27 protein-coding genes are annotated in these 23,666 nt (G+C 38.8%); 14 read left to right on the top strand and 13 right to left on the bottom strand.

The features are described 5' to 3' along the window. The first annotated feature begins 41 nt into the window (after positions 1-41). Together rpe and C3V42_RS04530 are read left to right on the top strand one after the other, a co-directional pair. The gene (gene rpe, locus C3V42_RS04535; RefSeq protein WP_106013824.1) at positions 42-719 is read left to right on the top strand and encodes a ribulose-phosphate 3-epimerase; all 678 of its coding nucleotides are present in this window, start codon (positions 42-44) and stop codon (positions 717-719) included. A gap of 21 nt (positions 720-740) precedes the next feature. Continuing rightward, the gene (locus C3V42_RS04530; protein WP_106013823.1) at positions 741-1,415 is read left to right on the top strand and encodes a phosphoglycolate phosphatase; all 675 of its coding nucleotides are present in this window, start codon (positions 741-743) and stop codon (positions 1,413-1,415) included. Between the two features lie 43 nt (positions 1,416-1,458). Here C3V42_RS04530 and C3V42_RS04525 read toward each other — a convergent pair whose 3' ends face one another. Beyond that, on the bottom strand, positions 1,459-3,381 hold the full coding sequence (locus C3V42_RS04525) for an ABC transporter ATP-binding protein (protein WP_106014310.1): 1,923 nt from the start codon (positions 3,379-3,381) through the stop codon (positions 1,459-1,461). 172 nt (positions 3,382-3,553) lie between these two features. Here C3V42_RS04525 and C3V42_RS04520 point away from each other — a divergent pair, with 172 nt between their 5' ends. From C3V42_RS04520 to htpX, 3 genes are all read left to right on the top strand, one after another. Beyond that, positions 3,554-4,297, top strand: a complete 744-nt coding sequence (locus tag C3V42_RS04520) for a VacJ family lipoprotein (RefSeq protein ID WP_106013822.1) — start codon at positions 3,554-3,556, stop codon at positions 4,295-4,297. 50 nt (positions 4,298-4,347) lie between these two features. Further along, complete coding sequence (locus C3V42_RS04515) at positions 4,348-4,737, top strand: RidA family protein (protein WP_048953102.1); 390 nt, start codon at positions 4,348-4,350, stop codon at positions 4,735-4,737. Positions 4,738-4,884: 147 nt separating this feature from the next. After that, complete coding sequence (gene htpX / locus C3V42_RS04510; protein ID WP_164994248.1) at positions 4,885-5,739, top strand: protease HtpX; 855 nt, start codon at positions 4,885-4,887, stop codon at positions 5,737-5,739. A 44-nt stretch (positions 5,740-5,783) separates the two neighbouring features. Here htpX and tusA read toward each other — a convergent pair whose 3' ends face one another. From tusA to truD, 6 genes are all read right to left on the bottom strand, one after another. Further along, on the bottom strand, positions 5,784-6,023 hold the full coding sequence (gene tusA / locus C3V42_RS04505; protein WP_106013821.1) for a sulfurtransferase TusA: 240 nt from the start codon (positions 6,021-6,023) through the stop codon (positions 5,784-5,786). A 67-nt stretch (positions 6,024-6,090) separates the two neighbouring features. Next, complete coding sequence (gene nlpD, locus C3V42_RS04500; RefSeq protein WP_106013820.1) at positions 6,091-7,404, bottom strand: murein hydrolase activator NlpD; 1,314 nt, start codon at positions 7,402-7,404, stop codon at positions 6,091-6,093. 23 nt (positions 7,405-7,427) lie between these two features. Next, positions 7,428-7,613 (bottom strand): hypothetical protein, encoded by a 186-nt coding sequence (locus C3V42_RS04495; protein WP_046949370.1) that lies wholly within the window; start codon positions 7,611-7,613, stop codon positions 7,428-7,430. Between the two features lie 8 nt (positions 7,614-7,621). Next, positions 7,622-8,200: a YqaA family protein gene (locus C3V42_RS04490; protein WP_106013819.1), complete on the bottom strand. Its 579-nt coding sequence runs from the start codon at positions 8,198-8,200 to the stop codon at positions 7,622-7,624. A gap of 29 nt (positions 8,201-8,229) precedes the next feature. Continuing rightward, entirely contained in the window at positions 8,230-8,970 is a 741-nt protein-coding gene (surE, locus tag C3V42_RS04485; protein ID WP_005644202.1) for a 5'/3'-nucleotidase SurE, read from the bottom strand. 9 nt (positions 8,971-8,979) lie between these two features. After that, on the bottom strand, positions 8,980-9,999 hold the full coding sequence (truD, locus tag C3V42_RS04480; protein ID WP_106013818.1) for a tRNA pseudouridine(13) synthase TruD: 1,020 nt from the start codon (positions 9,997-9,999) through the stop codon (positions 8,980-8,982). A 108-nt stretch (positions 10,000-10,107) separates the two neighbouring features. Here truD and rraB point away from each other — a divergent pair, with 108 nt between their 5' ends. The 3 genes from rraB to slyD are packed head-to-tail and all read left to right on the top strand — an operon-like array spanning position 10,108 to position 11,988. Next, entirely contained in the window at positions 10,108-10,530 is a 423-nt protein-coding gene (gene rraB, locus C3V42_RS04475; protein ID WP_106013817.1) for a ribonuclease E inhibitor RraB, read from the top strand. A 54-nt stretch (positions 10,531-10,584) separates the two neighbouring features. Continuing rightward, entirely contained in the window at positions 10,585-11,307 is a 723-nt protein-coding gene (locus tag C3V42_RS04470; RefSeq protein ID WP_106013816.1) for an SIMPL domain-containing protein, read from the top strand. Positions 11,308-11,361: 54 nt separating this feature from the next. Further along, positions 11,362-11,988 (top strand): peptidylprolyl isomerase, encoded by a 627-nt coding sequence (gene slyD, locus C3V42_RS04465; RefSeq protein ID WP_106013815.1) that lies wholly within the window; start codon positions 11,362-11,364, stop codon positions 11,986-11,988. A gap of 117 nt (positions 11,989-12,105) precedes the next feature. Here the strand turns inward: slyD and asnA are convergent, their stop codons facing one another. Continuing rightward, positions 12,106-13,098 (bottom strand): aspartate--ammonia ligase, encoded by a 993-nt coding sequence (gene asnA, locus C3V42_RS04460; protein WP_048953111.1) that lies wholly within the window; start codon positions 13,096-13,098, stop codon positions 12,106-12,108. A gap of 153 nt (positions 13,099-13,251) precedes the next feature. Between asnA and asnC the strand changes: the two genes are divergently transcribed. Further along, positions 13,252-13,704, top strand: coding sequence for a transcriptional regulator AsnC (asnC, locus tag C3V42_RS04455; RefSeq protein ID WP_106013814.1), 453 nt, complete (start codon positions 13,252-13,254; stop codon positions 13,702-13,704). Positions 13,705-13,750: 46 nt separating this feature from the next. On the opposite strand, the gene proS is transcribed toward asnC, so the two are convergent. The 3 genes from proS to cyaY form a co-directional block, all read right to left on the bottom strand. Beyond that, positions 13,751-15,466, bottom strand: a complete 1,716-nt coding sequence (gene proS / locus C3V42_RS04450) for a proline--tRNA ligase (protein ID WP_106013813.1) — start codon at positions 15,464-15,466, stop codon at positions 13,751-13,753. 84 nt (positions 15,467-15,550) lie between these two features. Next, positions 15,551-17,410 carry a DNA helicase RecQ gene (gene recQ / locus C3V42_RS04445; RefSeq protein ID WP_106013812.1) on the bottom strand — a complete coding sequence of 620 codons (1,860 nt, stop codon included), beginning with the start codon at positions 17,408-17,410 and terminating at the stop codon, positions 15,551-15,553. Between the two features lies 1 nt (position 17,411). After that, complete coding sequence (gene cyaY / locus C3V42_RS04440; RefSeq protein WP_005635590.1) at positions 17,412-17,717, bottom strand: iron donor protein CyaY; 306 nt, start codon at positions 17,715-17,717, stop codon at positions 17,412-17,414. A gap of 97 nt (positions 17,718-17,814) precedes the next feature. Between cyaY and C3V42_RS08710 the strand changes: the two genes are divergently transcribed. The 3 genes from C3V42_RS08710 (at position 17,815) to C3V42_RS04425 (ending at position 20,014) form a co-directional block, all read left to right on the top strand. Next, entirely contained in the window at positions 17,815-17,931 is a 117-nt protein-coding gene (locus tag C3V42_RS08710; protein ID WP_005639040.1) for a lipoprotein, read from the top strand. Between the two features lie 41 nt (positions 17,932-17,972). Beyond that, on the top strand, positions 17,973-19,220 hold the full coding sequence (gene lysA, locus C3V42_RS04430) for a diaminopimelate decarboxylase (protein ID WP_106013811.1): 1,248 nt from the start codon (positions 17,973-17,975) through the stop codon (positions 19,218-19,220). A 164-nt stretch (positions 19,221-19,384) separates the two neighbouring features. Continuing rightward, positions 19,385-20,014, top strand: coding sequence for a response regulator (locus C3V42_RS04425; protein ID WP_048953116.1), 630 nt, complete (start codon positions 19,385-19,387; stop codon positions 20,012-20,014). A gap of 41 nt (positions 20,015-20,055) precedes the next feature. On the opposite strand, the gene C3V42_RS04420 is transcribed toward C3V42_RS04425, so the two are convergent. Then, on the bottom strand, positions 20,056-20,652 hold the full coding sequence (locus C3V42_RS04420) for a hypothetical protein (RefSeq protein ID WP_106013810.1): 597 nt from the start codon (positions 20,650-20,652) through the stop codon (positions 20,056-20,058). 77 nt (positions 20,653-20,729) lie between these two features. Then, positions 20,730-21,413: a 2,3-diphosphoglycerate-dependent phosphoglycerate mutase gene (locus C3V42_RS04415; protein ID WP_005625827.1), complete on the bottom strand. Its 684-nt coding sequence runs from the start codon at positions 21,411-21,413 to the stop codon at positions 20,730-20,732. A 175-nt stretch (positions 21,414-21,588) separates the two neighbouring features. On the opposite strand from C3V42_RS04415, the gene envC reads away from it, so the two are divergent. Together envC and C3V42_RS04405 are read left to right on the top strand one after the other, a co-directional pair. Then, positions 21,589-22,821: a murein hydrolase activator EnvC gene (gene envC / locus C3V42_RS04410; RefSeq protein ID WP_106013809.1), complete on the top strand. Its 1,233-nt coding sequence runs from the start codon at positions 21,589-21,591 to the stop codon at positions 22,819-22,821. After that, the gene (locus tag C3V42_RS04405; protein WP_106013808.1) at positions 22,821-23,663 is read left to right on the top strand and encodes a divergent polysaccharide deacetylase family protein; all 843 of its coding nucleotides are present in this window, start codon (positions 22,821-22,823) and stop codon (positions 23,661-23,663) included. Before envC ends, C3V42_RS04405 begins: the two co-directional genes overlap by 1 nt. Positions 23,664-23,666 lie beyond the last annotated feature (3 nt).

Here is a 23,666-nt window from a genome sequence, read left to right as displayed (position 1 = left end):
TCAGTAAACTAAAGATATTATTTTCTCAATGGAGAATCATCATGAAACCTTATCTCATAGCCCCCTCTATTCTGTCTGCCGATCTTGCTCGACTTGGAGATGATGTACAACGTGTGCTTAATGCTGGCGCAGATGTCATTCATTTCGATGTGATGGATAACCATTATGTGCCTAATCTAACTTTTGGCCCCGCAGTATGCCAGTCCTTACGTGATTATGGGATTACCGCGCCAATTGATGTACATTTAATGGTAAAACCTGTGGATAGAATTATTCCTGACTTTGCTAAAGCTGGGGCAAACTATATTACATTTCATCCAGAATCTAGCGAACATATTGACCGCACTTTACAACTCATTCGTGATCACGGTTGTAAATCTGGTTTAGTTTTTAACCCCGCAACACCACTAAGTTATTTAGATTATGTGTTAGACAAAATTGACATTGTATTATTAATGTCAGTAAACCCAGGTTTTGGTGGTCAATCCTTTATTCCTGCAACCTTACAAAAACTTCAACAAGCACGTAAAATTATTGATAACAGTGGCTATGATATTCGTCTCGAAGTTGATGGTGGTGTTAAAGTCGATAATATTGCAGAAATTGCTGCTGCAGGTGCTGATATGTTTGTTGCGGGCTCAGCCATTTTTGGAAAATCCGATTATAGACAAGTAATAGATCAAATGCGTACACAATTATCAAATGTGAAAGCCCAATAATATTTTTAGAAGAGATAACAAATGAATACACAATTTAAACTTATTGGATTTGATTTAGACGGAACCTTAGTAAATAGCCTGCCAGATTTAGCCTTATCAGTAAACTCTGCATTAACTGAATTTAGCTTACCTCAAGCATCCGAAGAATTAGTACTCACTTGGATTGGCAACGGTGCACCTGTCTTAATTGCCCGAGCATTAGATTGGGCTTGTGCTCAAAGCGGTCGAGAATTAACAGCGTCCGAAATTGAAAAAGTAAAAGCGCGGTTTAATTTTTACTACGGTGAAAATTTATGCAATGTCAGCCGTTTATATCCCAATGTGAAGGAAACTTTAGAAAATTTAAAAGAAAAAGGCTATACGCTTGCAGTCGTAACAAATAAGCCAACACGTCATGTTCAACCAGTATTGGCCGCATTTAGTATTGATCATTTATTTAGTGAAATGCTTGGTGGACAATCACTACCTGCGATCAAACCCCATCCAGGGCCACTTTATTATTTATGTGGGAAATTCGGTGTTGAACCACGCCAAATACTTTTTGTTGGTGATTCTAAAAATGATATTCTTGCTGCACACGCAGCAGGTTGCCCCGCTGTCGGATTAACCTATGGGTATAACTATAATATGCCTATTAGCGATTCCAACCCAGATTGGGTATTCGATGATTTTTCTCAGTTACTAACAATTTTGTAAGATATCTTTAAAATGGGGCGGCAGTTTTCCGCCCTAACTCAATCTAAAGGTTCAACATTCCTTCCAACGTTTCCTGCGCAATCATCCAATCTGCTTCCACTATTTCTAACGACTTTTTCACCGTCACTTGTTCATTCAAAAGTGCGGTTAATTTTTCTTTATTTTCTGCATTATAAAGCTCTGAATCCGACAGCTGATTTTCGATTTCTACAAGTTGTTGAGAGTACTTATCCATTTTGTCTTCCAACTGAACAATTTTTTTACGAAATGGCGCGGTTTGTTGACGTAATTCCGCCTCACGGCGTTTTTGTTCTTTACGATTTTGGTTAGAGGTAGCATTTTCTGTAGCTTCAATTTCATCATTAGATTTGGATATCAATTGACTATTTTGTTCAGTTAACCATTTCTGATAATCGTCTAAATCTCCCTTAAATTCTTCCACCTGTTTATCATGTACTAAATAAAATTCTTCTACCGTATTACGTAGTAAATGACGATCGTGAGAGACAACAACTAGCGAACCTTCGTAATCAACCAAGGCTTCTGTTAAAGCTTGGCGCATATCTAAGTCCAAGTGGTTAGTTGGCTCATCCAATAACAGCAAATTTGGGCGTTGCCATACAATCAATGCTAAAACTAATCTCGCTTTTTCACCACCGGAAAAGGATTTCACCGCCTGATTTACTTTATCACCGTGAAAAGCAAAACTACCAAGATAATCACGTACCTGTTGTTCAGTTTGTTCTGGTGCGATTTTTTGCATATGCCAAAGCGCAGATTCGTCCGCACGAAGCGTATCTAACTGATGTTGAGCAAAATAACCAAGCTGTACACCTTTAGCAAGTTGAACATTGCCTGAAAGTGCGGTTAGCTCTCCAGCCAAAAGTTTAATCAAAGTTGATTTACCTGCCCCATTTTTCCCCAATAAACCAATGCGTGAACCTGGCACAAGATTAAGTTTAATTTTACTCAAAATTTCAACCGCACTCTCCCCTTCTCCATAACCCGCACTAGCTTGTTCAATCATCACTAAAGGGCTTGGCAAAGTAGCAGGGGAACGAAATGCAAAGGTAAAAGGATTATCTGCATAAGCTGGTGCAATAAGTTCCATTCGTTCTAACGCTTTCACTCGACTTTGCGCCTGTTTTGCCTTAGTGGCTTTTGCCTTAAAGCGATCAATATAGCTTTGTAAATGAGCAATTTTTTGTTGTTGCTGTCGATACATCGCTGCCTGTTGTGCAAGTTTAGTCGCGCGCTGCACCTCAAAAGACGAATAATCACCGGTGTATTCATTCAGTTTTTGATGTTCAATATGCAAAATTTTATTCACGATCGGATCAAGAAAATCACGGTCGTGAGAAATCAGCACCAATGTACCTTGATAATTCACTAACCAACGTTCCAACCAAATCACCGCCTCCAAATCTAAGTGGTTCGTCGGCTCATCAAGTAACAATAAATCTGACGGGCAAAGCAACGCCTGTGCTAAATTCAATCTCATTCGCCAACCACCAGAGAAGGATTTCACTGCATGACTGGTTTCTGCCTGAGTAAAGCCCAAACCATGTAAAAGTGTTTCCGCACGAGAGCGAATTGTCCACGCATTAATAGCATCAAGTCTATCGTGAATGCGTGCAATCGCATTACCATCGTTTTGTTCATTCACCCAAGCTAATTCTTGCTGTAAGCGGCAATATTCTCGATCACCTTGAATTACATAATCAATTGCAGAAACATCCAGTGCAGGCGTTTCTTGATTCACCCAAGATACCGCCCAATTTGATGGATAAGTCACATCTCCGCCTTCTGGCTGAAGTTCTTTTTTTAACAACGCCAAAAGAGAGGATTTACCACAACCATTTTTACCCACTAAACCAACTTTTTGTTTAGGGGTAATCATAGCTACCGCATTGTCGAGTAATTCCGTTTGTCCACGCTTTAAGGAAATATTATTAAATACAATCATTTTTTCTAAAACACATCTTAATTTCTGCTTATTTTGCAACATTATGTTCAATATGCAAAACTTATTACAAAATCAATTTCAATCAATAAGAAATAATTACTTACGGTAGATTTATTTTGTTGTTACTAGGCAAATTAGGTAGAATAAGCCAAATTTTATACTGAGATTATGAATGAAAAAACAAGCAATTTTAGCCGCACTTTTAGGTACATTCTTACTAACGGGATGCGCAAATAAACCTGATGGAGAACGTAATGACTCCCTTGAAGGGTTCAATAGAACAATGTGGAAGTTTAACTATAATGTGATGGATCGTTATGTTCTTGAACCTGTAGCTAAGGGCTGGAATAATTACGTCCCTAAACGCGTTTCTTCAGGCCTTACAAGTATGGCGAACAATCTTGATGAGCCTGTAAGCTTTGTAAACCGATTAATTGAAGGTGAACCTAAAAAAGCCTTTGTACATTTTAACCGTTTTTGGATCAACACTATATTTGGTTTAGGTGGTTTTGTTGATTTTGCGAGTGCAAGTAAAGAATTACGTATTGATCACCAACGCGGATTTGGTGAAACACTTGGAAGCTATGGCGTTGATGCTGGCACATATATTGTTTTACCTATCTATAATGCCACTACACCGCGCCAATTAACTGGTGCCGTAGTAGATGCCGCTTATATGTATCCTTTCTGGGAATGGATAGGCGGGCCATGGTCCCTCGTTAAATATGGTGTTCAAGCTGTAGATACCCGTGCTAAAAATCTCGATAACGCAGAGCTATTACGTCAAGCCCAAGATCCATACGTAACATTTCGCGAGGCTTATTACCAAAATCTTCAATTCAAAGTCAGTGATGGAAAATCTGAAGATCATCAAGAGACACTTCCTGATGATGTGCTAAAAGAAATTGATCAATAAACAAAAGTGCGGTAATTTTCTCCGCACTTTTATCAATCAAGGAGAAAACCATGACAACAATTATTCATACCGAGCATGCCCCTGCAGCAATTGGCCCCTATGTTCAAGCCATTGATTTGGGCAATTTAGTACTTACATCAGGTCAAATTCCTGTCAATCCAACAACAGGGGATATACCAACAGATATCGTAGCACAAGCACGCCAATCTTTAGAAAATATAAAAGCAATCATTGAACAAGCAGGTTTAACTGTAGCAGATATTGTCAAAACAACTGTTTTTGTAAAAGATCTCAATGACTTCGCAGCAGTAAATGCTGAATATGAACGTTTTTTCAAAGAAAATCATCATCCTCACTTTCCCGCACGCTCTTGCGTAGAAGTAGCGCGATTACCAAAAGATGTAGGGTTAGAAATCGAGGCCATTGCAATACGAAAATAATAACTTCTGCAACCAATTATCAAAAATGCGGTCATAAACTTGCGTGTTTCTGACCGCATTTTTATATAAATTTTTCTATTCTACCTTGAATTTTAATAACCCTTCCCCACTAAAAGAGGAAGATTAATCCTAACTTAGAGAGAACATATTATGATGCGCATTCTTCTTTTCCTTGCTACCAATATGGCCGTTATGTTGGTGTTGGGAATTATTTTAAGTGTCACAGGTATAGCTGGAAACAGTACCAGTGGTATTTTAATTATGGCCTTACTATTTGGTTTTGCCGGATCTTTAATTTCTTTATTTCTGTCAAAAACAATGGCATTGCGTTCAGTTGATGGCGAAGTTATTACTCAACCTCGTAACCAAACAGAACATTGGTTAATGGACACCGTTGCTCGACAAGCACAACTTGCGGGGATTCCAATGCCAGAAGTAGCAATTTACCATTCACCAGATGTCAACGCTTTTGCAACAGGTGCAACAAAAAGTAATTCATTAGTTGCAGTGAGTACTGGCTTATTGAATAACATGACAGAAGCCGAAGCGGAAGCCGTACTTGCTCATGAGATTTCTCACATAGCAAATGGTGATATGGTAACTATGGCTTTATTACAAGGTGTGTTAAATACTTTTGTAATTTTCTTATCACGTATTATTGCAACAGCAGTCGCAAGCTCACGTAATAATAACGGTGAGGAAACGCGTAGTTCTAGCTTATATTTTTTAGTGTCAATGGTGTTAGAGATGGTATTTGGCGTACTTGCCAGCATTATTGCAATGTGGTTCTCACGTTATCGTGAATTTCGAGCAGATGCGGGTTCTGCAAGCCTTGTCGGCAAAGAAAAAATGATTATGGCATTACAGCGTTTACAACAATTACATGAACCACAAAACCTTGAGGGCTCACTCAATGCTTTCATGATTAATGGTAAACGTAGTGAACTCTTTATGAGTCATCCACCGCTTGAAAAACGCATTGAAGCATTACGTAATCTTTAAAAAATAGATAAAAAATCGGTCACCCTTTCATGATGACCGATTTTTTATTTTCCTTTCTTCACCCAATATTTGAATGGCGGTGTTCCGACTTCACTTTGCAACAACGTATGATCCATAAATTGACAAAAACTAGGAATATCACGTGTTGTGGCCGGATCATCAGCAATAATAAGTAATACCTCTCCCTCATTTAAATGACGAATATTTTTACGTACAAGCATGACAGGTTCTGGGCAACGAAGCCCCATGGTATCAAGGGTTTGAGTAATAATAATTTCAGACATTTTCTTTTTTATCATTAAAAATGTGCGGTAAAAATCACAGTATTTTTACCGCACTCTATAACTTAGCTTAACGTCTTGGTAAATAGCGAATAGGATCCACTGATTTACCTTTATAACGAATCTCAAAATGAAGTTTCACAGTATTTGTACCGGAGCTACCCATTTTTGCGATTTCTTGACCAGCTTTGACTTCTTGTTGATCGGTTACAAGAATTTTGTCGTTATGCGCATAAGCACTTAAGAAATCATCATTATGTTTGATGATGATTAAATTACCGTAACCACGTAAAGCATTGCCAGCATACACAACGCGACCTGATGCAGCTGCTTTTACAGACTGTCCACGAGAACCACTAATATCAATTCCTTTATTTCCACCATCAGTATCTGAGAAACCTTGGATAATATTACCTGAAGTCGGCCATTGCCATGCAACATTCGATGCAATTGGTGCAACAACATGTGCATTAATCGGTGTGCTATTGGTGTTATCTACTGGTGTAGTTGGTACTGATGGCGTTGTCGCAGGAGCAACTGGTGTTGTCGCAACCGGTACCATTGCTGGTGCGCTATTCGCTACACCTGCACCAGATTTAATTGGGCCAATGATTGTGCCATCTGATCCTATTTGCGTACCGTTTGCGCCTGGCGTATAGGTGACTGCCGGTTCTGCAGGTGCTGTCGGTACAGCCGCAGTAGTTGTTGTCGTTGCTGCCGCAGGTTGTTTTACAGGAACCGTTGTTGTCACTGTTTTTGTACCACAATTAGAGATTTTTAAAGTTTGTCCTAGGCTCAAACTATAAGGCTCAGTCATGTTGTTCAATGCAGCTAATTCTTTTACATCAATACCCGCCAAATAAGCGATCAAGAACATGGTATCGCCTTTGTTCACTTTATAGGTATTGCCTTTGTAAGAGCCTTTTTCAATTTGGCTATAATCTGGTGCATTGGTATTTGGATTGCGTGGAACATTAATATGTTGCGAACCTACGCAATCAGAAACAGTTTTAGTGATGGTTTTTGTTTGCACAGCTGGCGCTGGAGCTGGTGTTGGCGCTACTGGTTTTTGAGCTGGCTGAAACGCTGGCTGTGCAGGTTTAAATGCTGGCTGAGCAGGTGCTGCTGGCATGGCAGGCTGTTGATAGGTTGGTTGGAAATTTGGCTGTGGAGTTTGCACGCCTGTTGGTACGCCGCCCATCGCTGGTACCGTGTTTTTTTGAATCTCAGGTTGCCAAGAACCACCCGCACTTTCGCCATTTACTGGTTGCATGATGCCAGGGGAAAGATTGCCATCAGCATTGCTGATTGGAGCGGGAGAATTAGAAGTACAAGCCGATAATACAACAAGACTCAAAGGGAGTAAGAGAAACGATTTTTTCATAGTAATTCCTTATTGTTCCTTTATTATTTCGTTTGCGCTGGCATTGTGTTTTTTTGAATTTCTGGCATAAAGCTACCGCCAGCAACAGCGCCAGTGCCTTCTACTGGTTGCATGATGCCGTTTGGCAACGCATCTGGATCTTTTGCTTGTTCTGATGCACATCCAACTAATACGAATCCAGTCATTAAAATAAGACCTAATTTATTCATTTTTTATCCTAGTTTTTCAATATAAAGTAAGCAATGACAGCCAGCGCAACGACTGACCAACCAATAATTTCAATAGATTTTCGCAATTTTGCTGCGAATTTTTCACCGCCCCACGCGGCTAATTTTGCCACCAGCAAGAAACGCGCTAAACGTGAAACAAATGCGGTGATGGCAAAAGGGAAAAATGCCATTTGCATTACGCCAGAGCAGAGAGTAAACACCTTGTAAGGAATTGGGCTAAAACCTGCCACAAACACAACTAATACGCCCCATTGCTCAAACCAATTTATGGCTTTTGCCCAATGCACACCATATCCCCATTGTTGTACAATGTTTTCTACCCAATCCGTTGCATAATAACCAATAGCGTAACCGATAACCCCACCGATGACAGAAGCAATTGCCGTATGAAATGCAAATTTCACCGCACTTTTTGGCTTTGACATAGACATTGGGATCAACATCACATCGGGCGGAATAGGAAAAAATATCGCCTCGATAAAACTAACAAAAGAGAGCCAGAAAGTCGCAAAACGGTGCGTTGACCATTGCATAGTTTTATCGTACATCGTGCCGAAAATTTTCATATTTCTTCTCTATTTGGTAAAACGCGCCATTATTCCTGCTCTAACCAATCTTGTAAAGCCGAAAGTGAATGATGTGCAGTAAGATCTGCCTGAATTGGCGTAATAGACACATAACCATTTTTCACCGCATGGAAATCTGTTCCCTCGCTTTCATCCTCAGGTAATGCTGAAGGGCCAATCCAATAAATGGTTTCATCACGAGGATCCCTTTGTTTAATAACTTCTGCAGAAGACGCACGGTAACCCAAACGACACACCTTGTAACCCTTTAATTCTTCAAAAGGTAAATCTGGCACATTAATATTAATAATTTCACGAGGATTTAATAATTGATGATGTAATTTTGGAATGAGATCACACACCACTCGTGCTGCAGTTTCATAATGTTGACGACCATCTAACGAAACCGCAATAGCAGGTAAGCCTAAATGACGCCCTTCAAGAGCTGCCGCCAATGTGCCTGAATAAATCGTATCATCGCCCATATTACAACCCGCATTAATGCCCGATACCACTAAATCTACTTGGCCAGATAAAAATCCGTTTAATGCTAAATGTACACAATCTGCTGGTGTGCCATTCACACAATAATCGCCATTGTCTAAATGGCGTGGGCGCAGTGGCTCAACTAATGTGAGGGAGCTTGATGCCGCACTTCGATTACGATCAGGTGCAACAACAATGACTTCGGCAATTTTTCTTAATTCTGTTGCTAAAACTTGAATGCCTTCCGCGTGAAAACCGTCATCATTACTGACTAAAATTCGCATTGTACTTCCTTATGCTTCTGTGTAATTTACTAACTCACGAACTAATGCCGTGGCATAACTGCCCGCTGGCAAATAAAATTTCAAACGCAAGCCTTCTGGCTCAAATGCCCAAGAAAAATCTTTTGCTTTCATTAATAATGGACGACGCGATGCCTTCATTCTCTCTTGCTTCATTAAAGGATCGAAAACTGAATGTTGATTTACGATTTCATTTTCAATATTGCTTGCGGCCAACACATCTTCACCAATTAAAGGGGCGGTGAGTAAAATATCTTGATTTTCTAACCGCACTTGCAAGGCATTTAAGTCTTCTTTTTCATCCGCTTTGAACCAACTGTGCGAACCAGCTAATTGCACAATATCATTTGGTAAAACTTCATTTGTTGCGCCCTTTTCGATACGCGCAGCCACAACCAGATTAAAAATCTCACTGCGCGCGGCGGAAAGATAAAAACTGCGTTTTTTGCGATCTTTTACCTTGATTTCCCCTTGTGCCCAACGCAATGCTTGCGTGAGGTTATGACCATCCCGACCAAAACGTTGTTCCGTAAAATAATTGGGGAAACCAAAATTTGCTACAAAATCCAACCGCGCTTTAAGCTCATCAGATTCTTCTGCACCGCGTAATAAAATATCGAAATAATTTCCCTCAAGGCTACCCGTGCGAATTTTTCGGTTATGTCGAGTAACTGTTAAAATCTCTACGCCATCTAATTCAAATTGACTGAAATCGGGCGTTTCCATTCCAGGCATTTGTAAACAAAACCATTGTTCTGTCACCGCTCGACGATCTTTCAACCCCGCATATCCCATATTGCGTTCAGAAACACCGGCAAATTTAGCTAATTTTTCGCCAACAAATAAGGTGTTGCAATCTGTTTTACGCACATACAACGCAACAAACTCACCTTCACCTGACATTTCATAGCCTAAATACTCTTTTACAATAAAATCCGCACATTCAGTCTTTAAAAATGCGGTGGTTTTTGGCGGTGTTTTTAATGCCAAATAAGGGAGTTGTTCGAGCATGATTAAGGGGTCTTTTTTATAGAAAATAACTGCGCGAAATTTTATGCGACTTTTGGTGATTTATCCACTAAAATAACCGCACTTTTGTTCTTGTTGAAGGATTTTATTATGTCAAAATTGGCTGAGTTACAAGCAGAAACCCGTGAAATTATCACTGATTTACTTAATGATGGTAGTGACCCAGATGCGCTTTACATTATTGAGCATCACATTGCTCATCACGATTTTGATTTGTTAGAAAAAATCGCGGTAGATGCGTTTAAAGCCGGTTATGAAGTTTCCGAAGCAGAAGAATTTGAAGATGATGATGGCAAACCAATTTTCTGTTTTGACATTATCAGTGAAGTAGAATTAAAAGCTGAAATTATTGATGCTCAACAAAAAGAAATTCTTCCGTTATTAGAAAAACATAAAGGCATTTATGATGGTTGGGGCACCTATTTTGAAGATCCGAATGCCGATGACGATGAATACGGTGATGATGGGGAATTTTTTGATGACGAGGATGTCGAAGAGCCTCATGTGCATTAATCATTCTTTTTAACCGCACTTGATAAGTGCGGTTATTTTTTGGGGAGTTTCAATATGAAATTAAAATCTCTTTCTTTAATGTTATTGGCGTTGCCTTTTGCTTTGCCTGCATTGGCGGATAATTCTCAAAGTGCGGTGCAAAATAATATTGTTTCTTTCAATGCTGAAGTCGAAAAAGAAGTTTCACGAGATTTGTTACAGGTTACACTTTTTTATCAGGCAGAAGGCACTTCGCTTTCTACCTTAAATAAAACAATCAATGAGAAATTAAGCAAAGCGCTTTCTATCGCGAAAAACGAAAGTGCGGTGGAAATTAAAGATCATTTTCGTCATACCAATGTGCGTTATAACAATCAAGGCAAGCAATCTGGCTGGATTGATCGTGTAGAACTTGTATTAGAAAGCAAAGATTTCCAAGCCGTCTCCAAAGTGATCAGCGAGCTTGATGACGTCATGGCGGTGGAAAGTACGAATGCACTTATTTCATCTGAAAAATTAATGAGTTTAGAAAATGAATTAACTCAATCTGCATTGGATAAATTTAAAAACAAAGCCACATTAATTCAAAATTCGTTGAATATGAAAGGCTATCAAATTTTAGATTTAGATGTCTCTTCCGTAAATGAACAAACCATGAGCCCACGACCTTATATGATGGCGGTGGCAAAATCTGCCGATATGAGTGCGATGGATTCTTCTAGCGATGCTTATCTGGAAAATGGTAAAGAGAAAATAAAAGCACGCATTAGTGCGCGAATTGCATTGCGCGCGGAATAATTTTCGCTACAATGGTACGACTTTTTTTAACCGATTTTTTATAAGGAAAACATAATGAAAGTAGCAAAAAATGTAGTGGTGAGCATTGCTTACCAAGTTCGCACACAAGATGGCGTATTGGTAGATGAAGCTCCAGCGAATCAACCACTAGAATATTTACAGGGCCACAATAATTTAGTGATCGGTCTTGAAAAAGCGCTTGAAGGTAAAGACGTAGGCGACAAATTTGAAGTACGTGTACAACCTGAAGAAGGTTACGGTGCATACAGCGAAAATATGGTTCAACGTGTACCAAAAGATGTATTCCAAGGTGTTGATGAACTTGAAGTCGGCATGCGTTTCTTAGCAGATACTGACATTGGTCCAGTTCCAGTGGTGATTACTGAAATCGATGGCGATGAAGTTGTGGTTGATGGCAATCACATGTTAGCCGGTCAAGAATTACACTTCACCGTTGAAGTTGTCGCAACCCGTGAAGCAACGTTAGAAGAAATCGCACACGGTCACGTTCATGGCGCACATAGTCACCACCATGATGATGACGAAGAAGGTCACAGTTGTGGCTGTGGCGGTCATCACCACCATCACGAGCATGATCATGATCACGAGCACAGCGGATGCTGCGGCGGTGGTCACGGGCATGGACACGGTCACGGCAGCTGTGGCTGCGGCGGTCATTAATTAAAAACAGCCGAAAACATTACCGCACTTTAGTAATGAAGTCTGCTATTGCTTTCTGAAATAAAAAACACGATGAGAAATCATCGTGTTTTTTGTATCTTTGTATTAATACCTATCTTATAAAATATGGGCAAACTCTTCTAACATTTCTTTTGGCCATACGCTTGATTGCACTTCACCGATATGTTTTTTACGAAGTAAAAGCATCGCTAAGCGAGATTGACCGATACCACCGCCGATAGTTAATGGTAATTTTCCGTTTAATAAATCTTGGTGCCAATCCATTTTTAAACGGTCTTCATCACCCGTTATACCAACTTGTAAACGTAATGCACTTTCATCTACGCGGATACCCATTGAGGAAAGTTCAAATGCTTTGCCTAATTGATCATTCCATACCAAAATATCACCGTTTAATCCTTTGTAGCCGTTTTCAGATTCAGTTGTCCAGTCATCATAGTCTGGTGCACGACCATCATGAGGTTTGCCATCTGAAAGTTTGCCGCCAATCCCGATCAAGAATACTGCACCGTATTCTTTACAAATTGCGTTTTCACGCTCTTTACTGCTTAAATCTGGATAGCGTTTTACTAAATCTTCGCTATGCACAAAGGTAATGTGTTTTGGAAGAATTGAAGGGATATCAAAGCGTGCTTCTACGGCTAATTCAGTTAAGCGAATAGCACGATAAATAGAATTTACCGTTTCTTTTAAATATTCAAAATTGCGACGGCCTTCAGGAATCACTTTTTCCCAGTCCCATTGATCCACATAAACAGAGTGAGTTGGGTCAAGAGAGTCTTCATCTGGACGTAATGCTTTCATATGAACAAACAAGCCTTCGCCTTCTTTAAAATTGAAGCGAGCAAGGGTATGGCGTTTCCATTTTGCTAGAGAATGCACCACTTCAAATACTGCATTTGGAATACATTTCACGTTAACCTGAACGGCCTTTTCAATACCAGATAAGTTATCTTGCATTCCGTTACCCACTTGGCTCAAGATCGGACCTTGTACTTCAATAATGCCAAGTTGTTCAATAAGGTTTTGGGTGAAGGTATTCTTCACAAAGCTGATTTCTTGTTGTTGTAAAATAAATGTCTTTTTCATTTTTATAACCTTTTTAATCTGTTGTTTTATTTGTTACGTATTATTTAATAAAATCGAGTATTATTTCAAGTATTTTATTTACTTTCTTTTATAAGTTAAATATTATCTAATCTAAGGTATAAAAATTAAATAAAATCTAAAGGAGATGATTTTATGCACAACATTGATAATTTAGATCAGCAAATCTTACGTGTACTAACCAAAGATGCGAGAACTCCCTATGCCGAAATGGCTAAAAACTTTGGTGTAAGCCCTGGAACAATCCATGTACGTGTAGAAAAAATGCGCCAATCCGGCATTATTGAAGGCACGAAGGTGATTATTGATGAGCGTAAATTAGGTTATGACGTATGCTGTTTTATAGGCATTATTCTAAAAAGCGCAAAAGATTATGAGAAAGTGATCAAAAAGCTAGAAAGTTTCGATGAAGTAGTGGAAGCCTATTATACAACGGGCAATTACTCGATTTTCTTAAAGGTAATGACACACACAATTGCAGAATTACATTCTATTTTGGCGACCAAGATTCAGTTAATAGATGAAATTCAGTCCACTGAAACCTTGATTTCAATGCAAAATCCAATTTTAAGAGATATTAAGCCATAAAATAAAAATGCGGTGAACGTTCACCGCATTTTACTTGATAAGAAAACTATGCCTTCACATTCTCTTCCAAAAATGCCGATAGCTCATCTTTAGCAATCATTTTCTTTTCACCGGTACGACGGTTCTTATATTCAATTTCACCGTTCTCTAGGTTTTTCTCACCGATTACAACCATATGCGGTACACCAATGAGTTCCATATCTGCAAACATCACGCCTGGGCGTTCTTTACGATCATCAAAAATCACATCTACGCCTTGTGATTGTAAAGTGCGGTAAAGTTCTTCAGCGTATTTTTGTACGGCCTCAGATTTGTGCATGTTCATTGGCACAATCGCCGCAGTAAATGGTGCAATTTCATCTGAAGGCCAAATAATACCACGATCATCATGATGCTGTTCAATCGCTGAAGCAACCACGCGAGTTACACCGATACCGTAGCAACCCATTGTCATCACAAGAGGTTTACCATCTTCGCCTTGAACAGTTGCTTTCATTGCTTCAGAGTATTTTTTACCAAGTTGGAAAATATGCCCCACTTCAATACCACGTTTGATTTGAAGAGTGCCTTTACCATCTGGACTTGGATCACCTTCAACGACATTACGTAAATCAAATACTTCTGGCATTACTACATCGCGTTCCCAGTTCACATTGAAGTAATGTTTTCCATCGATATTCGCTCCACAACTAAAATCAGACATTAACGCTACAGTGCGGTCAATAATTGCTGGAATATTTAAATTCACAGGACCTAATGAACCAACACCCGCACCAATTTTCGCTTTAATGTCTGCTTCATCTGAAAACTCAAGAGGATCTGCCACTAATGGGTGTTTTTGTGCTTTGATTTCATTTAATTCATGATCACCACGAATAATCAACGCAACAAGCGGTTGGTTTTCGTCTGCACCTTTCACAATCAACGTTTTCACAGTTTTAGTGATTGGTTGATTAAATTGTTCTACAAGTTCATTGATAGTCTTCGCATTTGGTGTATCAACCAATGTCATTTCTGCGGTTGGCGCTTGACGCTCACCGATAGCTACCGCTTCAGCAAGCTCAATATTCGCTGCAAAATCCGATTCTGTTGAGAATACTACGTCATCTTCACCGCTTGAAGCCAACACCTGGAATTCATGAGAAGCAGAACCACCAATAGACCCAGTATCTGCCTGTACTGCACGGAAATCTAAGCCTAAACGGTTAAAAATGTTACTGTACACTTGGTACATCACATCATAGGTTTCTTGCAAACTTTCTTGTGTAGTGTGAAACGAGTAGGCATCTTTCATAATAAATTCACGTGAACGCATCACACCAAAACGAGGACGCACTTCATCACGGAATTTGGTTTGAATTTGGTATAAATTAAGTGGAAGTTGTTTATATGAAGAAACCTCTCGGCGGACTAAATCTGTAATCACTTCCTCGTGAGTTGGCCCAAGTACAAAGTTACGGTTTCCGCGGTCTTCAAAACGAAGTAGCTCAGGACCATATTGATCCCAACGGCCAGACTCTTCCCATAATTCCGCTGGTTGCACCACAGGCATTAATACCTCAATTGCACCACCTTTGTTCATCTCTTCGCGAATAATCTTCTCTACTTTTTTCAATACGCGAATACCCGTCGGCAACCAGTTATATAAACCTGATGCCATTGGGCGAATCATACCTGCACGCAACATTAATTGGTGGCTTACTACCTGAGCATCATTTGGCGTTTCTTTAAGGGTGGAAAATAAATATTGACTTGTACGCATTGTTTAACCTTAGATTCAAAGAACTGAAAAAATTGGCGCAAGTATAACAAAAAGTGCGGTGATTTTTAACCGCACTTTCGATACTTACTGATTATTTTGCGCTTTCGCCAAAATTGCTTTATGTTCCTGAATCAATACCATAAACGGCTGGCCAAACCGTTCTAATTTGATAGAGCCCACACCATTAATTTGCAGCATTTCAATATTGCTTGTTGGCATATATTGTGCCATTTCTTGCAACGTTGCATCATTAAAGACAATGTACGGCGGAATATTTTCTTTATCGGCAATTTGTTTGCGTAAGAAACGCAAGCGTGCAAATAAATCCTTATCGTAATTTGCAACACCTTGACGTTGTGGATTATGGGCAATCTTACTAATTGCAGAAATACGAGGCATTGCCAGTTCCAATGGTTCCTCACCTTTCAGAATCGCTTTTGCACTTTCAGTAAGTTGTAACGTTGGATTTAATTCGCTAATGACCTGTTGCACAAAACCCAAATGAATAAGCTGACGAATGACAGACTGCCAATGCTCTTTGCTTTTATCTTTTCCGATACCATACACTGAAAGTTTATCATGTTGGCGTTCAATAATTTTCTGATTGTGCATTCCACGCAACACCGCAATCACATAATGTGCACCGAAACATTGCCCCACTCGATAAATAGTAGACATTACTTTTTGCGCATCGACTAAACCATCATATTTTTTAGGAGGATCAAGGCAAATATCACAGTTATTGCATGGTGTTTGTCGATGCTCACCAAAATAATTGAGAAGAACTAAACGGCGACAAGTCTGGCTTTCTGCAAATTCACCTATAGCTTCTAATTTATGTTGCTCAATCTGACGCTGTGGCGTTTCTGGTTTTTCTAAGAGAATTTTTTGTAACCAAGCGTAATCCGCTGGCTCATAAAACAAAACGGCCTCTGCAGGTAAATCATCACGTCCTGCTCGCCCCGTTTCCTGATAGTAAGATTCAATACTACGTGGCAAATCAAAATGGGCAACAAACCTCACATTGGATTTATTAATCCCCATTCCAAAAGCAATGGTTGCGACGACTACTTGAACATTATCACGCTGAAAATCCTGTTGCACGCGCTCACGCAGTGCCGTTTCCATTCCCGCGTGGTAAGCAGCAGCAGAGACGCCTTTATTACGTAAACTTTCCGCAATTCGCTCAACCTTGTTTCGGCTGTTGCAATAAATAATCCCACTCTTGCCCTTTTGAGCTAACACAAAACGTGTCAGTTGCTCCATTGGTTTATATTTTTCTTCCAAGGTATAACGAATGTTTGGTCGATCAAAACTACCAATATATTTATGCGGATTTTCCAGGTTGAGGTGAGTCAAAATATCTTGACGAGTCGCATAATCGGCTGTCGCGGTGAGCGCCATAATTGGCGCATGAGGGAAACTAGCTTTTAAACCGCCAAGCTGGGTATACTCAGGGCGAAAATCATGCCCCCATTGAGAAATGCAGTGTGCTTCATCAATCGCAATAAAGCTGACTTTACTATAAGAAATAAGTTGAAAGAAACTGTTCATCATCACTTTTTCTGGCGACACATAAAGCAGTTTAAGTTGCCCAGAAATCAGCTTATTTTGTACTTGTTGCTGCTGTTCTAAAGTCTGACTAGAATTAAGAAAATCTGCCTCAATTCCATTAGCTTGAAGCTGATCTACTTGATCTTTCATCAAGGAAATCAGCGGAGAAATTACTAAAGTTAAACCAGCAAAACAAAGCGCGGGAATTTGATAACAAAGCGATTTACCATTCCCTGTTGCCATTACCACCAAAGCATCTTGTCCGTTTAACGCCGCATTGATGACTTCTTCCTGCCCTTTACGGAAAGATTGATAACCGAAAACCGATTTCAAAACAGAAAGTGCGGTCGGTTTTTCTATTATTTTTGGTGATAAATGAGAATCAAGCATCTTAGAACTGAACGTTCTCGCCATGTGCAGCACAAGCTTCTACTAAACAATCCCAAAAACGTTTTCCGTCGTTAGAAACCCAGTCACCATTTTTAAAAGCAAAATGAAAACCACCTAATTTACTCGCAATCCAAAGCTCAAGTAATGGTTCTTGCTTGTTAATCACTATTTGTGTGCGATTATCAAAGGTGATTGTAAATACGGAACCTTGCGTTTCACAATCTACATCCGCACCTTGCGCTTCTAATTCTTCTTCAATTTTTTGCCAAACTTGTTCAATATTTTGGTGAAATTCTGCAATATTCATAAAATGTTCCTGTTTAAATCTGATAGAATGCAGCAAATTATAAAGCCTTTCTTAAGCTTGTGAAAGGCGGATTTACCGATAAGTAAGAGAGAGAAAAATGAAAAAACTACTATCAATTTTAGTGCTTAGTGCAATTTGCATTGTAGCAACAGGATGCGGTGTAAAAGGTCCTTTATATTTCCCAGAAAAAGAACAAGCACAACAAACCAAATAAGCGATTATCCAATTACAATCCCCAAAAAACAGGAACACAACATGAATTTCTTCCAATATAAAAATAATAAGCTTTATGCTGAAGATATTCCGGTTCAACAACTTGCTGAACAATTCGGTACACCTCTTTATGTATATTCTCGCGCAACACTTGAACGCCATTGGCATGCTTTTGACTCAGCCTTCGGTAAGCACCCTCACTTAATTTGCTTTGCCGTAAAATCTTGCTCGAATATCGGCGTGTTAAACATCATGGCAAAACTAGGTTCAGGTTTCGATATTGTCTCGCAAGGCGAACTTGAGCGTGTACTTGCAGCAGGTGGCGAAGCATCAAAAGTGGTCTTTTCGGGCGTAGCTAAATCCCGAGAAGAAATTATTCGTGCACTAGAAGTTGGAATCCGTTGCTTTAATGTAGAATCAGTTTCTGAACTCAAACACATTAACCAGATCGCAGGCGAGATGGGGAAAATAGCGCCAATATCTTTACGAGTGAATCCAGATGTTGATGCGCATACACACCCTTATATCTCAACAGGATTAAAAGAAAATAAATTTGGTGTAAGCGTAAATGAAGCTCGAGAGGTATATAAATTAGCCTCAACGCTGCCAAACATAAAAATAACAGGGATGGATTGCCACATAGGCTCACAGCTCACGGAATTACAACCATTTTTAGATGCAACAGATCGCTTAATTATCCTAATGGAACAATTAAAAGAAGATGGAATAAAATTAAAACATCTCGATCTGGGCGGTGGTTTAGGCGTGACTTATACGGATGAAACACCACCGCATCCAAGCGATTACGCAAATGCATTATTAGAAAAACTAAAAAATTATCCTGAACTTGAAATTATTCTTGAACCAGGCAGAGCAATTTCTGCAAATGCGGGAATTCTAGTAGCAAAAGTACAATACCTAAAAAATAATGAAAGTCGTAATTTCGCAATTACCGACACAGGAATGAACGATATGATCCGCCCTGCATTGTATGAAGCTTATATGAATATCGTAGAAATTGACCGCACTTTAGCAAGAGAAAAAGCCATTTATGATGTTGTGGGCCCAGTTTGCGAAACATCTGATTTCTTAGGCAAACAACGGGAACTGTCTATTGCTGAAGGTGATTATATAGCTCAATGCTCAGCTGGCGCTTATGGAGCAAGCATGTCATCAAACTATAACTCTAGACCCCGTACTTCAGAAGTTTTAGTAGATGGCGATAAATCCTATTTAATTCGTCGTCGTGAAAATTTACAAGAGCTATGGGCATTAGAGTCGACCATTTAACCACCCTTTGATTAAATTTCAATCTAACCATATAATTTATTCACTTATGATATACCTAAAAAACAGTAACTTTATGCGTAAAATCAAATTTCTATCGGTTCGTCATTGGAACTAATAGAAATTATTTATAAAATGGCACGTTTATCGTCACTAAGGGGGAATTTATGCAAGAAAAACTAAGCGTTTTATTAATTGACGATCATCCATTAATGCGTCGTGGCATTAAACAACTTATAGAATTAGACGATAACTTTGAAGTGGTGGCTGACGTAGGCAGCGGTACAGAAGGGATTTCTGTGGCATTACAAACATCACCTGATGTGATCATTTTAGATCTCAACATGAAAGGACTTTCAGGGTTAGATACGCTCAAAGGATTACGAGCAGAAGGCGTTGATGCGCGAATCTTAATTTTAACTGTCTCTGATGCTAAAAATGATATTTATACGTTAATTGACGCTGGTGCTGATGGCTATTTGCTAAAGGATACAGAACCCGAAACCTTACTAGAACAAATTAAGCAAATAGCGCAAGGTGAAGTGATCTTAAGTGATTCTATTAAAGATTTATTACTTGAACGAAGACATGAGCAAAATCCATTAGATAGCTTAACAGATCGTGAAATGGATGTACTTCGTCAAATTGCGACAGGATTATCAAACAAACAAATTGCAGCTCAACTGTTTATTTCAGAAGAAACTGTGAAAGTACATATTCGTAATTTATTACGTAAACTCAATGTGCACTCTCGTGTAGCCGCAACTGTACTCTTTTTTGAACAAAACAATAAATAGTTTACAAAAATGCGCAAGGTTAAAAAACCAAGCGCATTTTTCTACTGAGCATTTTCTACTTGGATAAAGAATCCTTTATCATTCAAAATAACACTGTAATCTGTTTGATAACTTTTCCCATCCGTCACCACTAAAGCATGGCAGCTTCGAATGCCTTTTTGTGGATAAAATTGCGTTTCTCTTGCTTGAAGAATTTGTTTCACCATCATACTGGTTTTAGTTGAATCGCCTTGCTGCTTAAATGCATCAGATAACACTTTTGATACAGAAAAATCATTACATTGTGGCACAATCACTGACTTATAAACAGGTTTCTCCTTTGCTGCTTTTTCATGTTTTGCTGAAACAACTGTTGTCGGTTTTTTCTCGATAGATGTCTTAGGTTTCGAGCTAATTTTCTTTACCAAAGCTTTAGGCTTTTTGTCTATCAATTTCACAACTTGTTTTTTATTTTTAGTACTCATTTTCTTGGTTAGAACTGATTTAGTTTCTTTCGTTTTTTTAGTTTGTTGTTTTTTATCTAAAGATTTGGTTACTACAATTTTTTTATTTATTTGATTTTTATGTACTGATGCTGCAGTAACTGATGTCGTAAAAAATGGCAACACCACCAAAATGAACGTTATCAATTTTCTCATTCATGTTTCCTTAAATATAAAGTGCGGTTAAAATTAACCGCACTTTGAATATTAAATTAAAAAAGTAAAGCGATAAATTAAAGGTAGTAGTGTTCTACGTAATTTAATTTATCATCTAGTTTTAATACTAAAGGTTGACCTGTTGGAATTTCAAAATCCATAATTTCAGCATCAGAAATACCGATAATATGTTTTGCCAATGCGCGGAGTGAGTTACCGTGAGCAACCACTAAAACACGTTTACCAGAAAGCATTGCTGGTGCAATTTGGTCTTCCCAGAATGGAAGTGCACGCTCTAAAGTAATTTTTAAGTTTTCTGCATTTGGCACAACGTCAGACGGAATATTTGCGTAACGACGGTCATTATGTGCAGAATTTGGATCTTGTGGATCTAGATCTGGTGGAGAAATATCATAAGAACGACGCCAAATATGAACTTGTTCGTCACCATATTGTTCCGCAGTCGCTTTTTTATCTAAACCTTGTAAAGCACCATAATGACGTTCATTTAAACGCCAGTTTTTCACTTGAGGAATCCATAATTGATGGGATTCTTCTAACACGATGTTACAAGTTTTGATTGCGCGAGTTAGCACAGATGTAAATGCGATATCAAACTCATAGCCAGCATCTAATAATTTTTTGCCCGCTGCTTTCGCTTCTTCTACGCCGCGTTCTGTTAAATTTACATCACGCCAGCCAGTGAACAAATTTTTCGCATTCCATTCACTAAAACCATGACGGATAAATACTAATTCCATAAGAATCTCCTAAAATTTAAGTAAAAGATAACTCGCACTTTATAGCAAAAATTGAGTATGTTTAAAAGCAAAAAGGCGAGTTTTCCTGATCTTTAGCAAAAAATAGGAGCTAAACTTTTTCGCCTTTTAACAAATATGATAAGATTTGTGCGATTTTAAGAATTTAGGAAAAATTATGCTGTATTCGGGATTAAACAAAAAAATATCGCCATTTTTCACCGCACTTTTTGGCTGCGGTTTGTTGATTTTTTCCCCAATAAGCCATGCGTCCGATCTTAACCAGATTCAAAAGCAAATTAAGCAACAAGAATCTAAAATTGCTGAACAAAAACGCGAGCAAGCTAAGTTACAAGCTAATTTGAAAAACCATGAAAGTAAAATTAATGCTGTCGTGGGGGAGTTACATGAAACAGAAATGAGCTTGAAAGAAATTCGTAAGCAAATTTCTGATTCAGATAAACAACTCAAACAATTGGAAAAACAAGAATCTGAACAAAAATCACGCTTAGCGAAACAAATGGATATGATTTATCGCTCAGGTTTAAATCCTTCCGTCATTGAAAGAATGTTTTCTAAAAATGCGGAAAAAGCAGAACGCATGAAAGTGTACTACCAACATTTAAACCAAGTTCGAATCGAAATAATTGATAGTTTAAAAGCAACACAAGCTCAAATTGTATCCCAAAAAGAATCAATTTTAGGTCAGCAAAAAAATCATCGAGATCAACTTTTAACGCAAAAAAAACAGCAACAAGAATTACAAAAATCACAACAAGAACGTCAATCTACGCTAAATGAACTTAATAAAAATTTGGCTAGAGATCAAAATAAATTAGATATCCTAAAGGCTAATGAACAAGCTCTCCGTCAAGAAATTCAACGTGCGGAAAAAGTGGCCTTAGAACAAGAAAAAAGAGAGCGTGAAGCGCTTTCACAACGACAAAAAGCTGAAGAAAAAAGGACTTCAAAACCTTATCAACCGACAGAACAAGAACGTCAATTGCTTAACAGCACAAGTGGTTTAGGGATTGCCAAAAAACAATATTCAGCACCAGTTTCAGGGCCAACTTTACATAATTTTGGAACGATTCAGGCAGGTGAAGTTCGTTGGAAAGGCATGGTTATTGGTGCCTCCGCAGGAACTGCAGTCAAAGCGATTGCGGCTGGACGTGTAATTTTAGCGGGGTATTTGAATGGCTACGGTTATATGGTCATCGTCAAACATGGTGAAACCGACTTAAGTTTATATGGTTTTAATCAAGCCGTATTGGTAAAAGTTGGTCAACTTGTTTCTGCTGGACAAACTATTACTCAAGTGGGCAATACTGGTGAAATCTCTCGCTCCGCACTCTATTTTGGAATTAGCCGAAAAGGCACACCAGTGAATCCAACTGGATGGATTCATTAATGAAACTTCTCATAAAAAGTGCGGTGAAAAATTTCATCATTTTTTCTAACGCACTTTATACTTCCATCTCCCTTGCGCAAAATAAACTTGCTATTGTTATTGATGATGTAGGCTATCATCTCAAAGAAGATGCGGCTATTTTTGCAATGCCGCGTGAAATTTCCGTAGCAATTATTCCTGCTGCGCCTCATGCTCGAGCTCGAAATCAAGAAGCAAAATCTCAAGGTCGAGACATTTTAATTCATATGCCGATGCAACCAGTAAGTGCGGTGAAAATAGAAGATGGAGGACTACATTTAGGAATGTCTTCAGCGCAGGTCAATGATCGGGTAAATACAGCCAAAAATATCGTGAATTATGCCATTGGCATGAATAATCACATGGGCAGTGCGGCTACAGCCGATCCCCAATTAATGACTTATTTAATGACCGCACTTCAAGAAAGACATTTATTCTTTTTAGATAGTCGAACAATAGGAAAATCTGTAGCAGGGAAAATAGCAAAAGAACAAGGTGTTCGTTCCTTAGATCGTCATATATTTTTAGATGACAGTAACGAACTAGCTAACGTTCAACATCAATTTCAAGCTGCAATTCAATATGCAAGGAAACATGGTACAGCGATTGCGATAGGACATCCTCGTCCAAATACCATTGCGGTGTTACAAGCAGGAATTAACAATTTACCTGAAGATATCCAACTTGTCGGAATGAGCAACTTATGGCGTAATGAAAAAGTAATCCCGCCTAAACCATTTGTTTTATTATTTACAGAAATGCCTGCCCCAACTTCAATGGAACCTTTTGAACCCGTAGGATTACTACACGGAATTCCAAAATAAAAA

Origin of the sequence: Haemophilus sp. oral taxon 036, from assembly GCF_002998595.1 — a bacterium.
In the GTDB taxonomy this organism is placed as follows: Bacteria; Pseudomonadota; Gammaproteobacteria; order Enterobacterales; family Pasteurellaceae; genus Haemophilus; species Haemophilus haemolyticus_K.
The sequence above is the reverse complement of the archived record's forward strand: the minus strand, read 5'-3'. Positions and strand labels throughout refer to the sequence as shown.